Genomic DNA, 14,871 nt, shown 5'->3' on the forward strand with positions numbered 1-14,871 from the left:
GCACTGTCCACATAGCAATCTGTTGTGCTCGGTTGCGCTATCCATGGGTTCGTCCCCGAAAAACAAGGCAAAGACTATGCATATTTCTCCTCATACCGATCATTTGATCGATGTTGACGCCACCCGCGCCAAGATGGAGCAAATCGTCGCCGACAAAGGTGGGGATGCCAAGGATTTCGAAACGCGGGCCGAGATCCTAGCTTTGCTCAAAGAGATGTTGCAGGCAGGAAGAGACCGTGCCGAGCAGCTTTTGCATGAAGACGGCCTTGGCATCTTATGTGCTATTCGATTGTCCTATCTGGAAGACCAGATCATAACCCTGATCTACCGCTTTGCCATTGAACATGTCTATCCGGTCAACAATCCTTCGGCATCGGAGCGTCTGGCTGTCGTGGCTGTTGGTGGCTACGGCCGCGCGACATTGGCCCCCCATTCAGATATCGATCTTTTGTTTCTATTGCCCTACAAACAGACCCCTTGGGGTGAAAGTGTCGTTGAATATATTCTGTATATGCTGTGGGATCTGGGCCAAAAGGTCGGCCACGCCACCCGCACACTGGATGAATGCGTGCGGTTGTCTCGTACCGACATGACCATCCGCACCTCCATTCTCGAAGCGCGCTTCATTGATGGCGAAAAACCGCTTTATGACGGCTTGATCGACAAATTCGACAAAGAAGTGCTGCGCAATACCAGCGCGGAATTCATTGCTGCCAAACTGGCCGAACGGGATGCCCGCCACACCCAACAGGGCAACTCGCGTTATATGGTTGAGCCTAACATCAAAGAGGGCAAGGGTGGACTGCGTGATCTGCAGACGCTGTTCTGGATAGGTCAATATGCCTATCGCGTGCGCAGAGGCAAAGACTTGATCAAGGCAGGGGTGTTTACCCAAGAGGAATACACCCGCTTTAAAAAGACCAACAACCACCTTTGGACGGTGCGTTGTCATTTGCATTTTCTCACCAACCGTCCCGAAGAGCGCGTAACCTTTGATGTGCAACGCGAGCTTTCCAGCCGGATGGGTTATCAACCGCGCCCGGGCCACAGCGCCATCGAACGTTTTATGCGACACTATTTCCTGATTGCCAAAGAAGTGGGTGAGATCACCCGCATTTTCTGCGCTGCTCTGGAAGAAGATTTTGGTCAACAAGCACCGGGAATCAACCGCTTCTTTGCTGCCATCCCTTTCCCCAATCGATATAGCAAGCGCAAGATTCGGGATGCGGAAGGATTTTTAATTGACCACGGTCGTATATCAGTGGTGAGCGAGACCGTCTTTAGCGACAATCCTGTGAATTTGCTGCGTATCTTTGAATTGGCGGATACCGAGAACCTGTCTTTTCATCCCGATGCCATGCAGGCGATCCATCATAATTTGCGTTTGATTGATAATGATTTGCGCAACAATCCAGAAGCCAATGCAACCTTCCTTCGCATTCTGACCTCGCGGCGCGACCCTGAAAGCGTGTTGAGACGCATGACTGAAGCAGGCGTATTGGGCCGGTTTATCCCTGAATTTGGCCAAATCGTCGCTATGATGCAGTTCAACATGTATCACCATTATACGGTGGATGAACATTTGTTGCGGGCAGTAGGCATCCTGTCTGAGATTGAAAAACAGGAACTGGAAGAAGAGCATCCTCTGGCGCATGACTTGATCCCCAACATCAAGGATCGTGTTGTGCTCTATGTTGCTGTGTTCCTGCATGATATCGCCAAGGGCCGGCCGGAACGACACTCACCAGCGGGTGCTGCTGTGGCGCAAGAGCTGTGCCCTCGCTTGGGACTGAATGAAGAACAAACCGAAAAAGTGGCTTGGCTGATCATGGAACATCTGACCATGAGTCAAGTGTCCCAAACCCGCGACTTATCGGACCGGAAAACCATCCTTGATTTCTGCAATGTTGTGCAGACCTTGGAAAAAATGCGCATGCTCTTGATCCTCACTGTGGTCGACGTCAAGGCGGTTGGACCCGGTGTCTGGAATGGCTGGAAAGGCCAGTTGCTGCGAACGCTCTATTCTGAAGCCGAGCCAATCCTGACTGGTGGTCACTCACAACAAAGCCGCGATAGCCGCGTTGCGCGCATCAAGGATCAATTGTCCACACAGCTTGAAGGCTGGAGCCAAAAGGAAATCGATCAGTATCTCGATTTGCATTATTCCGCCTATTGGCTGCGCACCGATGTAGCCAATGCCGTTCTCCATGCGGAACTAATCCGGGAGGCCGACAAGAAAAATCAAAAAGTTGCTACGTCCATCAAGGCTTACGAATTTGAAGCCATCACAGAAATCACCATTCTCGCACCTGACCATCCTAGATTGCTGTCAATGATTGCGGGGGCCTGCTCGGCGGCGGGGGCCAATATTGTCGATGCGATGGTCTTCACCACCACCGATGGGCGCGCGCTGGATACCATTCTTATCAATCGCGAATTTGATGAAGACCGCGATGAACGCCGACGCGCCAACCGCGTGGTCGATTTGCTGGTACAGGTCTTGAGGGGCGAAACACGTTTGCCGCCACTTGTGGATCAAAAGGAAAGCCACAAAAAGCGCTTCAAAACCTTCCGCACCAAACCAAAAGTATCAATCAACAATGATTTGTCCAATCAGGCGACCGTGGTTGAGGTGGAAGGACTGGATCGCTCGGGGCTGTTGTCTGCTTTGACACGTACACTCTCCGCGCTCAATCTGGACATCGCATCGGCGCACATCTCCACTTTTGGCGAGCGCGTGGTTGATGCTTTTTATGTCACCGATTTAACAGGTGCAAAAATCACCAATACGGACCGGCAAAAAGCCATTGAGGCCAGCATGATCGAAGCCATGATTGGTCCTTCCAAGCCAAATCAGGGCAAAGGCAAGCGCAAGGGAAAAAGCTAACAAACCGGTGAATTGCCTTTGATCCGCTTCTCAAGCAAGCCATAAGTCGATATAGCAGTCTCTTGGACTGTGGGACTGCTGTGCCTGACGGTAAGAAGTGAAGGATCATGCGATGTCGATGCTGAAGAATTTCGCCACTGTCGGCGTGGCGACCCTGTCCAGCAGGGTCTTGGGATTTGTCCGCGACATTTTGATTGCAGCCAGCCTTGGGTCCGGACCCATTGCTGACGCCTTTTTTGTTGCTTTTCGCTTGCCCAATCTGTTTCGCCGGTTGTTTGCAGAAGGGGCCTTTAACTCGGCCTTTGTGCCGATTTTTGCCGGATCATTGGAAGACCAAGGCAAAGATGGTGCGCGACGCGTGGCTGAAGAGATTATGGCAGGATTGTTGCTTGTCTTGCTGATTTTCACAGCCCTTGCTGAATTGGCAATGCCGTTGATGATTCACCTGCTGGCCCCCGGCTTCACTGAAGACCCGAGCAAGTTCGATCTGGCGGTGGTGTTGACACGCATCACATTCCCCTATCTGATCTGTATGTCCCTGATCGCTTTCCTGTCAGGCATTCTCAATTCACTGGGCAAATTTGCTGCCGCCGCCTTTGCGCCCGTACTGCTTAATGTAGTGTTGATTGCGACGCTTATGCTGGTTTTGTTTGTCGGTGCTGACAACAGTCCGCTCGCTGGATATTACCTCGCTTGGGGCGTGTTCCTGGCCGGATTTGTTCAATTGGCCGCCCTCGTTTGGGCCTTGCTGCACGCCAAATTCCCCTTGTCTTTTCGAAAGCCCGCCAATACCGCCAATGTCAAGAAATTGCTCAAACTGGGCGTTCCGGGCATTATCGCTGGTGGCGTGACGCAACTCAATATTACCATCGGCACAATCATCGCCTCTTTTCAGGCTGGCGCCGTATCTTACCTGTATTATGCTGATCGGGTGTATCAATTGCCTCTGGGCGTGGTCGGCATTGCTATCGGGGTGGTGTTATTGCCCGATTTGGCGCGCAAAGTACGCGCCGAGGACAAAACCGCCGTTGACAACGCACAGAATAGGGCGATGGAATTTGCCATGTTTTTAACGCTGCCAGCCGCCGTGGCGCTGGCCGTGGTGCCCGAACAGATCATCGCGGTGTTGTTCCAGCGCGGGCAATTCAGCACTGACGACACTCATATGACGGCCCTCGCCCTGTCCGCCTTTGCCTTTGGACTGCCTGCCTTTGTACTCAACAAAGTACTGTCTCCAGGCTTTTTTGCACGGCATGACACCCAAACGCCGATGAAATTCGCAGCCATCGCGATGATCATCAATGTCATTGGGTCGCTGGCGTTGTTTCCCTATATCTCCCACATGGGCATTGCCGTGGCCACCACCATCGCGGGTTGGATCAACGCGCTGTTGCTTGGAGTTACCCTCTGGCGGCGCGGGCATTTCCGTGCCGACGGTCTGTTGATGCGGCGGTTGGCCATGTTCCTGCTGTCCTCGCTCGTCATGGGAGCCGGTGTCTGGTGGTTGGGGCAATTGTTGGCCCCGTGGTTTGAAGATTCACTCTTGCTTACACGTATCACAGGGTTGGTTCTGTTGGTGGGGGCAGGTATAGCGCTGTTCCTCATAGCCTCTCTGGGCACAGGGGCGATATCCTTTTCCGAATTAAAACGCCGGTTGCGTCGCAGAGCATAAAGCAGGCGAAAACCAACCAAAATACCTTGCAAGCTGTCCATGCTTGTCCGATAACTCCTCTTGTCTGACGCCTATTCCACCCGACAAATCGAGTGATCTTCTGCAATAGGCTCTCCTTTGTACCCTCCCCCCTCGCGCTTCCACCCGCTTGGGCAACATTATGAGGCATATCATGGCCACCTTTGAGCCACGCGTTTTTTCCGGCATTCAGCCATCAGGCAACCTGCATCTGGGCAACTATCTTGGTGCAATCACCAAGTTTGTCGATTTACAGTCTTCCTACAATTGCGTCTTCTGCGTTGTTGATCAGCATGCCATCACAGTCTGGCAAGACCCCGAAGGTTTGGTCCGGCGCACACGCGAAGTAACAGCGGGCTTTCTTGCCTCTGGCATCGATCCGGAAAAGCATATTGTTTTCAATCAGAGCCAAGTTGCAGCCCATGCACAATTGGCGTGGGTGTTCAACTGCGTGGCACGTATGGGTTGGCTCAACCGCATGACCCAATTCAAGGATAAAGCAGGCAAAAACCGTGAGAATGTTTCGACCGGACTGTTTGTCTATCCCAATCTGATGTCTGCCGATATCCTGATCTATAAGGCAACCCATGTGCCGGTTGGCGAAGATCAGAAGCAACATCTTGAGTTGGCGCGCGACACAGCACAGAAATTCAACATCGACTATGCAGAGCGCATCGCTGCGCTGGGGTATGGAGTGGAAAATATTGGCCGGGACGTAACCACCGATCCTGAGCAGATATTCTTCCCACAACCAGAACCGCTGATTGGCGGCCCTGCTCCTCGTGTGATGTCGTTGCGTGACGGTTCCAAAAAAATGTCGTCCTCAGACGCGTCAGACAAAGCACGCATCAATATGACCGACGATGAAGACACCATTGCGCTGAAAATTCGCAAGGCCAAAACCGACCCTCAAGCCCTGCCAAGCGAAGTGGATGGCCTTGAGGGGCGGGCTGAAGCCTCCAATCTCGTCGGTATTTACGCGGCCCTTTCAGGGGCGTCCAAGGAAGATGTCTTGGGTGAATATGGCGGCTTGGAATTTTCCAAATTCAAGCCAGCTCTGATTGAGCTTTCTGTCAGCAAGCTTTCGCCAATCACAGGAGAAATGCGCCGCTTGATGGACGATGCATCCTACATCGATGGCGTCTTGGCCAAAGGGGCCGAGCGGGCGGAGGCCATTGCCAACCCTATTCTTGATCAGGTCAAAGACATCGTCGGCTTCATTCGCAGAAAATAGCGCCGTCAACCGGATCAAATGAACCAACAAGGCCCGACTTGCCTGTATCAGGGCAGACTCGGGCCTTGTTTTGGTTAAAGCATGCACAGTGGAACCCACAAGAATTACGGGCTGTGTAAAAAGCCCCTCTTGCCCAAAGGGGCCGGACATGGCAGGCTCATTCTATGAATATTAAACGCACAATTCACGATGAAGGCCATTTCCGGAAGTTTCTCGTTATCGTTGACGAAACAAAGGAATGTGACAGGGCCATTAGTTACGCTGCCTATCGCGCTGCTGCGACGGGTGGGGCGCTGATAATGATGGTCGCCATCGAGCCCGGTCATTTTCAGCATTGGCTTGGCGTGAAAGAAATCATGCTGGCCGAGGCTCTCGAAGCGGCTCAGGAAAGACTGGCGCAATTCAAGGAACGTGTGGAAGAGATTTCCAACGTCCCCTCAGAGTGCGTGGTCCGCGAAGGAAAAATCGCGGAACAGATCTTGGCTCTCATCGAAGAAGACGAGGATATCGGCATTCTCGTTCTGGCTGCAGCTGTCGATTCCAAAGAAGGACCCGGTCCTTTGGTCTCCTCTATCTCCAATCAATCCGGCAAGCCGTTCCCGCTTCCGGTGACCATTGTTCCTGGCAACCTGTCTGACGAAGACATCTGGGCTATTTGCTAGGCCTGTTTGGTTCCGTTTGAGATTCGTGATTTCATAAGAAATCACGTGCCTTTCGAGCAATCGCGCGTGCTTTTTTCTTGATCTTTGTGATAGAAGTTTTATCTGACATAATAGAAGCCACTTATTGCATGCTGACCGACGCATGCACACCGCCACACACAGCGATGGTGCCGGAGCAAATCCAGCGATCTTGGTATCACTTGAATTGTGTCAAGCACTTGAAACAATGCGTTGCTCTACCGCCTTAATGACCAGAGGTGAGAAGAAAGCGCTCGAGAAGGAAAACATATGTTTATTCAAACTGAAGCGACCCCCAATCCGGCTACGTTGAAATTTTTGCCCGGCAAAGTCGTTCTTGAGGAAGGCACCATGGATTTCCGCTCCGAGGGCGAAGCTGCTGTTTCTCCTCTGGCCGAAAAACTCTTCACCATTGACGGAGTTGATGGTGTATTTTTCGGGTTTGACTTTGTTTCTGTGACCAAGGGCGATGCCGACTGGCAACATATAAAACCTGCCATTCTGGGCGCGATCATGGAACATTTCATGTCCGGCGCTGCTATTTTGAAACAATCTGACACCTCGACTCCAGCTGAGGAAGATTTTGACGCAGCGGACGCAGAAACGGTGGCGACCATCAAGGAATTGCTGGAAACGCGTGTTCGGCCTGCTGTTGCTCAAGACGGTGGCGATATCACCTTCCACGGCTTCCGCGATGGCATCGTCTTTTTGCAAATGCGCGGCGCCTGTGCAGGATGCCCTTCTTCGACAGCCACGTTGAAACATGGCATTGAAAATCTTCTGCGCCATTTTCTGCCAGACGTTCAGGAAGTTCGCTCCGTTTAACACTTCCCTTTAAAGCCAGCGTTTTACCCTTATTAAGACGCAGTCAGGATTGGTCAATCGTGACAATAAAAAAGCGAATCTGCCTGGCGCTGGATACAGCGCTGGATGCCTGTTCCGTCGGATTGGCCATACAAGAGCCTACCACTGATGTCTTATTTGAGTCACTGACTGAGACATTATCTGGCCGCTCACTTGATCTGACACGTGGGCATGCCGAACATTTGATGGGTGAGCTCGCTTTATTACTAGAGCAAAATGGGCTGGCCTACCAAGATGTGACCCGGATCGCGGTGACGGTTGGTCCGGGCAGCTTTACCGGCCTGCGGGTCGGGTTGGCAACTGCGCGGGCCTTGGCGCTAGCGCTCAACGTGCCGCTGATTGGCGCATCAACGCTAACGGCGATGGCTCTGACAGCGCAAAAGAACGGCTATGTTGGGATCATGGCACCGGTCATTGATGCGCGTCGCAATCAGATTTACGGTCAAATATTTGATGTGCCCGCTGTAGGTGGAGATTTGAATGCCCTCAGCCCAGCTGCGGCGATGAGTGCGGATGCCTTTGCGAATCTGTGTAAACTGCATTCCTGCCTCTCCTTCACCGGCTCAGGCGCCTCATTGATGCCTGCGCGCTGCGAAAATGCGGCCCTCTTGCGCTCGTTGGCCTTCACTTGGCCTGATATGGATGTGCTTGCGCAATGGGCGCTCAATCAGGACGAGCCAAGCACGCCCCCATCTCCGCTATATTTGCGCGCTCCAGACGCCAAACCGCAAGCCTCCAAGGCAATCGCACGACGGTAACACATCCCCTCTTCGACAAATTGCGATCTGGTAACATCCCCTGCCGGATGGAACAATGGAGTGACTTGCACTATAAGCAAGCTGGTTAAAAAGATAAGACTGCTGGGGAACGGGTGATCTTTCCACATAAAACAACCTCTTTGGTGACAAACGCCACATTCGAAGACATTTCTGTCCTCACGGCCATTCATCGCCGTTCTTTTGAACGAGGCTGGTCTGCCAGCGAATTTCAATCCCTTCTTGGTGACAAGTTGGTGAATTGCTTGGTGCTGCGCCGATCCGGTTTTCGGATTAAAGATCAAATTATCGGATTTGTTTTGACACGATCCGTGCTTGATGAGTCAGAAGTTTTGACCATCGCTATGGACCCGGATTTTCGAAAAACCGGTGGTGGGCGGCATTTGATGACGGATTTGATGCGCAAGCTGTATGGAGATCGGGTTGCAAAACTCTTTCTTGAGGTGGACGTGAGCAACAAACCTGCGCTATCTCTTTATCAAAATCTGGGTTTTGAAAAAGTCGGTGAGCGCAAGGGATATTATCATAGCGACACGGGCAATCCTTCTCTCGCCTTGATAATGCAAGTTGAACTGACCGCGACACCCCGCCAGCACGGCAATCAAGCGGGGGGCAAAGAGGCATAATCACAATGACAGTAAATAAAAAGACAGCCATTGAGGATCTGTGTACCAACGCAGGCATGCGCATGACTGAGCAGCGACGGGTGATTGCCCGTGTGTTGGACGACGCGTTTGACCATCCCGACGTTGAAGAATTATATGCCCGCGCCGTGAAGATCGACGACAATATATCCATTTCAACGGTTTATCGCACTGTGAAGCTGTTTGAAGATTCTGGCATTATTGAGCGCCATGATTTTCGCGATGGGCGTTCGCGCTATGAAACAATCACTGAAGAGCACCATGATCACCTGATCGACTTGCGCACCGGTAAAGTGATTGAGTTTCGCGACGAAGAAATAGAGCGCCTACAGGTTGAGGTGGCACGACGACTTGGTTTTAAACTGGTTGACCACCGGCTCGAGCTTTATGGTGTGCCGATCGAAGATACCGACAAGTGATACGCATTCATTGTGACAACGGGGACGGTGCGGAGTTCCTGCGCGCAGACCAAAACCAAGGCATTTAGAATGAAGTCTCGGCGGCCTCCATTTTCCCTGTCCACGGCGCGTGCCTGCATTGCTGCGGTCATCATTTCTGTTGTTGCGTTGTTTCTTATACCGTTTCAATATCTGTCGGTGGTGCTCAATCTGCCAAGCAAGCGCTGGATCCCAATTTTATTTCATCGGATCACATGCCAAGTGATAGGTATCCGCAAAACAGTCAATGGGGCGTGCATTAACGACGGCGCGGTGTTGATCACAGCCAATCATTGCTCTTGGCTCGACATCAGCGTGTTGGGTAGCCTTCAGCCTCTTTCATTCATTGCCAAATCAGAAGTGGCCAGTTGGCCGATATTTGGCCTGTTTGCCAAGCTTCAGCGGTCTGTTTTTGTCAATCGCACCAAACGCTCCAAAACCGGTGATGTGGCCAAAGAAATCGCCAAGCGACTGAAGGATGGTGATGCCATGGTTCTGTTTGCGGAAGGCACATCGTCGGATGGAAATCAGGTGCTGCCCTTTCGCACCGCTTTGATTGGAGCGGCAAAGACAGCAATGATGGCCGATCCAAACGCCACAATAGGTACGGATGATGCGGCGCCGGTCCAGCCTGTGTGGATTCAGCCTTTGTCGATTGCCTATACACGCTTGCATGGATTGCCTATGGGGCGCCAATATCGTCCGCTCGCTGCTTGGTATGGAGACATGGACCTTATGCCTCACCTTTGGATGCTGCTCAAGGAGGGCGCGCTAGATGTTACGCTGACCTTTGGCGAGCCCATCCCATTCGGTGCCGATGCCGACCGCAAGCAAGCCGCCCTCAAAGCCGAACAAACCGTACGTACAAATATGTTGCACGACTTGCATTATTGCCGTGACAAACGCCACCAATAGAGCCTCCCCACCATGCTTGACCGCGCCAATGTCCGCCAAAAGGCAAAATTGAGTCACCAGTCTTTGGCCTTTTGGCTTTGCAAAGTGGCCAAAACGCGCTAAAGGGGATCGCTATTGTGGAGCCTTTCGACGTTCCCTTTCTCTTCTCTTGCCGGATAATGCCAATATGACTGCCTTTAAAGACAAAAAAGTCTTTGTGAAAACCTATGGATGCCAAATGAATGTCTATGATTCCGACCGGATGGCGGACTCTTTGGCAACCAAGGGCTATAGCCCCACTGAGGATATGAACGAGGCGGATCTGGTAATCCTGAACACCTGCCACATTCGCGAGAAAGCGGCCGAGAAGGTCTATTCCGAGCTGGGGCGCATTCGTAAGGTGAAGGAAGCAAGGTCCAAAGCAGGCAAAGGCGAGATGAAAATTGGCGTCGCCGGTTGTGTGGCGCAGGCCGAAGGGCAAGAAATCATGCGTCGTGCGCCGGTGGTGGATCTTGTCGTCGGGCCGCAGGCCTATCACAAGCTGCCTGATTTGTTGGACAAGACAGGTGACGGCGGGCGTGTGATCGATACCGATTTTCCTCTGGAAGACAAATTCTCTGCCCTGCCGAACGCCAAAAAAGAAGTCACCCGCAAACGCGGTGTCAGTGCCTTTCTCACCGTGCAAGAAGGGTGCGACAAATTCTGCACCTTCTGCGTAGTGCCCTATACGCGTGGATCTGAAGTGTCACGTCCGGTTTCTCAAATCGTTGCTGAAGCGAAACGGTTGGCTGAGGCTGGCGTACGCGAAGTCAACTTATTGGGACAGAATGTAAACGCCTATCACGGCGAAGGACCGGACGGAGCGGATTGGGGGCTTGGGCAGTTGCTGTTCCGACTTGCGGAAATCGATGGGCTTGATCGGCTGCGTTATACCACCAGCCATCCCCGCGATATGGATGATGCCTTGATGGCCGCGCATCGGGACCTTCCCAGCGTGATGCCCTATTTGCATTTGCCTGTGCAATCGGGATCAGACAAGATTTTGGCCGCAATGAACCGCCAGCATACCTATGATGATTATGTGCGGCTGATTGAACGCATTCGCACGGTTCGGCCTGACATTGCTTTGTCCGGTGATTTTATTGTTGGTTTCCCCGGTGAAACAGACGATGACTTTGAAGACACCATGCGCATCATCCGCGAAGTGACTTACGGCTCGGCTTTTAGTTTCAAATATTCACCACGCCCCGGGACACCTGCCGCTGACAGCGACGAGCAAGTGGCCGAGACCATCAAGTCCGAGCGACTTGCTCGACTGCAAGCCCTGCTAACCGAACAGCAGAAAGCCTTCAATGCCTCAAAGATCGGGACTGAAATGACCGTACTTTTGGAGCGCAAAGGACGTGAGCCGGGTCAGCTGGTTGGCAAGTCACCTTGGCTGCAAGCTGTGCAAGTTGACGCACCGGAAGAAATGATTGGTGAAATTGTCACAGTTACCATTGATAGTATGGGCAGCTTTAGCTTGTTCGGAACCATGATAGGTCATCCCCTGTGAAATTGGGATGGCTGTTAGAGGGGCTTTCGGACAACGCCTTCTTCTATCTAAAGACGTTTGAAGGGATAAACGTTTGAGCGATCAACGCCGCGACAAGAGCAAGAACCGCAAGGCCAGCAAGGAACGGGACCTACGCGGTCTGGATCCTTTAAAAGATCATAAAAAACAACGTGACAACAGAGTCGGAAAGCCGTTTTCTGCGGCTTCTGATATGGGTCACATCGTGCTTTCCTATGACGATAACCGGCTCGCTGTCGATTTGTTTGGCGAATATGATCAAAATCTTGCGCGCATCGAACAGAAGCTGAAAATCGAGGTCATTGCTCGCGGCAATCGCGTTACCATCAAGGGGCCAAGCGACTTGTGTGATCAGGCCAAAATGGCGCTTGATTCGCTTTATCGCCGTTTACAAGACGGTGAAGTCATCGCGCAAGCCGATGTGGATGGTGCCATTCGCATGGCACAGGCTGCCGATGAACAGCTGATATTGCCCGAAATGGAAACAGAGGGGGGTGAAGGTGCCGGTAAAATGCACTTTGCCCAAATCGCAACGCGCAAAAAGAAACTGACCGCACGCACTGCGACGCAGGATGCCTATATCCGCGCCATGGACCGCGCTGATCTTATATTTGGTACAGGGCCTGCTGGTACCGGCAAAACCTATCTGGCGGTGGCCTATGCAGCGGCATTGCTAGAGCGTGGTATTGTCGAGCGTATCATTCTCTCACGACCAGCGGTGGAAGCGGGCGAACGGCTCGGCTTTTTGCCCGGTGACATGAAAGAAAAAGTCGATCCCTATCTGCGTCCATTGTATGACGCGCTGTATGATATGATGCCGCCTGACAAGGTGGAACGGGAGCTTGATGCCAAGGTGATCGAAATCGCACCACTGGCATTTATGCGTGGTCGCACCCTGTCCAATGCAGTGGTCATTCTCGATGAAGCCCAGAACACCACGTCTATGCAGATGAAGATGTTTCTGACACGTCTGGGTGAGAATTCCAAAATGATCGTCACCGGAGATCCCAGCCAGGTCGACCTGCCAAAGGGTGAGCAATCCGGTCTTGTGCAGGCCATGGAATTGCTCAGTGATATTCCATCCATCGTGCGCGTGCAATTCACCGCTGAAGATGTGGTTCGCCACGAATTGGTTATGCGTATCGTCAACGCCTATGACGAAGATTCTCGCCAAAAGGCCATCGCTCGGCGGATGCTCGGACGTGGGTCGTCGCAAAATATCCAAGCAGAAGAACAGATTGCAAATCTGAAGTTCGAACAGTCTGCCCCGCCAGACGTTCAGGCCTCCGAGGCTGACCTATGAAGGATGGGCAACAGCCAGACACCGCTTTGATCAAGGATTGCCTGATCGAATCTAATCTCTGGCAAAGTGCGTCCGGCCTTGAGGCGGCCATTGAAACCGCACTTGATGCTGCGCAGTGTTATGTGGTCGAGTGCGAAGACATCCGCTTTCTACCAGAATGCGAAGTTTCTTTGGTGTTTATGGATGATGCGTCCATCCGTAAGCTCAATGACGAGCACCGAGGCAAAGACCAAGCCACCAACGTATTATCTTTCCCGATTGATGAAGATGCGGACTGTTACGGGCCAATGTTGGGTGACATTGTTTTTGCATTTGAAACCATAGAGCGAGAAGCGCATGAATTGGGACTTGCATTCACGGCCCATCTAACCCATCTCTGTATTCATGGTTTTTTACATTTGCTAGGATATGATCACATAGATCCGATTGAAGCCGACAAGATGGAGCAGGTCGAAGTGGCTATTCTTGCCCGGTTGAATTTTGCAAACCCATATGAGGGTACGATACCCTTGAATATGCTGGATTGACACAATGAAACTGACCGTCAATCAGCCCAGTCAACATTGGATTGAGGGCGCATCTGCATGCAGTGCGCCGAGACACATATGAACGACCCTGCCCTTTCTGATCCATCGTTACCCGCCGTAGATGACGGGCCTATCGAAGAAGATTTTCCACCTCACAGCGAAGAGGCGTCCTCGCAGACGAACGGAAATTGGTTCAACCGTTTGACACAGAGCTGGATCTCTCGGCTGACAAACACCTCGTTGCGCTCGCAAATGGAGGGAGCACTGGCCGACGACAGTGGTAGCGACCAGACATTTTCCACCGAAGAAAAAGCGATGTTACGCAACATTCTCGCGTTGCGCGAAATGCGCGTCGATGACGTGATGATTCCGCGAGCCGACATTGACGCGGTGGAAGATGATATCTCCTTGGGCACCCTATTGGCGATTTATCAAGACGTAGGCCACTCCCGCTTGCCGGTTTATCGCGAAACGCTTGATGATCCCGTGGGCATGGTGCATATCAAGGATATGGTTGGTCTCATGACTCAGGAAGCCAACATCACACTCCCAGAAGAGGACAACGCAATCGATTCAATGGAAGGCGCACCACGCACCTCCGATTCAGACGACACAAAGGCGCTCGCCAACCATTTGCGCAGTTTGGACAATATCGATCTGGACCGTCCCTTGAAAGATCTTGGCGTTATTCGAGACATTTTGTTTGTACCGCCCTCCATGCCTGCGGTTGATCTAATGGCGACGATGCGGGCAGCCCGAACCCAAATGGCGCTTGTCATCGATGAGTATGGTGGCACAGACGGCCTAATTTCTCTGGAAGATGTGGTCGAAACCGTGGTGGGCGACATTGAAGACGAGCATGATGACGAGGATGAGGTTTTCATTGCCAGCGCAGGGCCCAATTTGTTCATTGCGGATGCCAAGGCCGATCTGGAAGACGTGGTCGAAACCATTGGCACCCCTTTGCCGCTTGATGATGAATCGTTGGAAGATGTGGTCACATTGGGTGGGTTCATTTTTACCCACATTGGCCGCATTCCCGTGCGCGGTGAATTGATAGCTGTGACCGACGGGCTGGAATTTGAAATCATGGAGGCAGATCGTCGTCGCATCAGGCGTGTCAAAATTCGCATCAAACCGACCAAAAAACCACTTAAACGCCCGTTGGAATTGTCAGGCGACCCCCAAAAGGATGCCAAGACTTCCATACCCCCATCTGCTTCCGAAGCCAGCTAACGCTCCTGAGAGTAGGTCGTTTGTGGACGAGATACGCCTTCGCAGCCGTATTTGTGACCGTTAGATGGTCTTCGGGCTTGACCTTTTTTCACCAATTCCGATTTTGGAAGAGAGCATCTGCACCCC

General features: G+C 52.2%; 13 protein-coding genes. All 13 read left to right on the forward strand.

Going from position 1 to position 14,871, the window contains the following annotated elements:
• Window positions 1-43 precede the first annotated feature (43 nt).
• Window positions 44-2,887: a [protein-PII] uridylyltransferase gene (locus C0081_RS14680; RefSeq protein WP_280952881.1), complete on the forward strand. Its 2,844-nt coding sequence runs from the start codon at window positions 44-46 to the stop codon at window positions 2,885-2,887.
• 112 nt (window positions 2,888-2,999) lie between these two features.
• The gene (gene murJ / locus C0081_RS14685; protein ID WP_101534593.1) at window positions 3,000-4,559 is read left to right on the forward strand and encodes a murein biosynthesis integral membrane protein MurJ; all 1,560 of its coding nucleotides are present in this window, start codon (window positions 3,000-3,002) and stop codon (window positions 4,557-4,559) included.
• A gap of 172 nt (window positions 4,560-4,731) precedes the next feature.
• Window positions 4,732-5,811, forward strand: a complete 1,080-nt coding sequence (gene trpS / locus C0081_RS14690; RefSeq protein ID WP_101534594.1) for a tryptophan--tRNA ligase — start codon at window positions 4,732-4,734, stop codon at window positions 5,809-5,811.
• A gap of 164 nt (window positions 5,812-5,975) precedes the next feature.
• Entirely contained in the window at window positions 5,976-6,473 is a 498-nt protein-coding gene (locus C0081_RS14695; protein ID WP_101534595.1) for a universal stress protein, read from the forward strand.
• A 288-nt stretch (window positions 6,474-6,761) separates the two neighbouring features.
• Window positions 6,762-7,316, forward strand: a complete 555-nt coding sequence (locus tag C0081_RS14700) for a NifU family protein (protein WP_101534596.1) — start codon at window positions 6,762-6,764, stop codon at window positions 7,314-7,316.
• 59 nt (window positions 7,317-7,375) lie between these two features.
• Window positions 7,376-8,113, forward strand: a complete 738-nt coding sequence (gene tsaB, locus C0081_RS14705; protein WP_180966909.1) for a tRNA (adenosine(37)-N6)-threonylcarbamoyltransferase complex dimerization subunit type 1 TsaB — start codon at window positions 7,376-7,378, stop codon at window positions 8,111-8,113.
• 113 nt (window positions 8,114-8,226) lie between these two features.
• Window positions 8,227-8,757: a ribosomal protein S18-alanine N-acetyltransferase gene (gene rimI, locus C0081_RS14710; protein ID WP_101534598.1), complete on the forward strand. Its 531-nt coding sequence runs from the start codon at window positions 8,227-8,229 to the stop codon at window positions 8,755-8,757.
• Window positions 8,758-8,762: 5 nt separating this feature from the next.
• Entirely contained in the window at window positions 8,763-9,194 is a 432-nt protein-coding gene (locus C0081_RS14715; RefSeq protein ID WP_101534599.1) for a Fur family transcriptional regulator, read from the forward strand.
• 69 nt (window positions 9,195-9,263) lie between these two features.
• Complete coding sequence (gene olsA, locus C0081_RS14720; RefSeq protein WP_210200518.1) at window positions 9,264-10,127, forward strand: lyso-ornithine lipid O-acyltransferase; 864 nt, start codon at window positions 9,264-9,266, stop codon at window positions 10,125-10,127.
• A gap of 166 nt (window positions 10,128-10,293) precedes the next feature.
• On the forward strand, window positions 10,294-11,661 hold the full coding sequence (gene miaB, locus C0081_RS14725) for a tRNA (N6-isopentenyl adenosine(37)-C2)-methylthiotransferase MiaB (RefSeq protein ID WP_101534600.1): 1,368 nt from the start codon (window positions 10,294-10,296) through the stop codon (window positions 11,659-11,661).
• A gap of 211 nt (window positions 11,662-11,872) precedes the next feature.
• The gene (locus C0081_RS14730) at window positions 11,873-12,982 is read left to right on the forward strand and encodes a PhoH family protein (protein WP_101534908.1); all 1,110 of its coding nucleotides are present in this window, start codon (window positions 11,873-11,875) and stop codon (window positions 12,980-12,982) included.
• Window positions 12,979-13,509, forward strand: a complete 531-nt coding sequence (gene ybeY / locus C0081_RS14735) for an rRNA maturation RNase YbeY (protein ID WP_101534601.1) — start codon at window positions 12,979-12,981, stop codon at window positions 13,507-13,509. Before C0081_RS14730 ends, ybeY begins: the two co-directional genes overlap by 4 nt.
• A 78-nt stretch (window positions 13,510-13,587) precedes the next feature.
• Entirely contained in the window at window positions 13,588-14,745 is a 1,158-nt protein-coding gene (locus C0081_RS14740; protein ID WP_180966910.1) for a transporter associated domain-containing protein, read from the forward strand.
• Window positions 14,746-14,871: the final 126 nt, after the last annotated feature.

It is taken from the genome of Cohaesibacter celericrescens, assembly GCF_002866925.1.
Taxonomy (GTDB): Bacteria; Pseudomonadota; Alphaproteobacteria; order Rhizobiales; family Cohaesibacteraceae; genus Cohaesibacter; species Cohaesibacter celericrescens.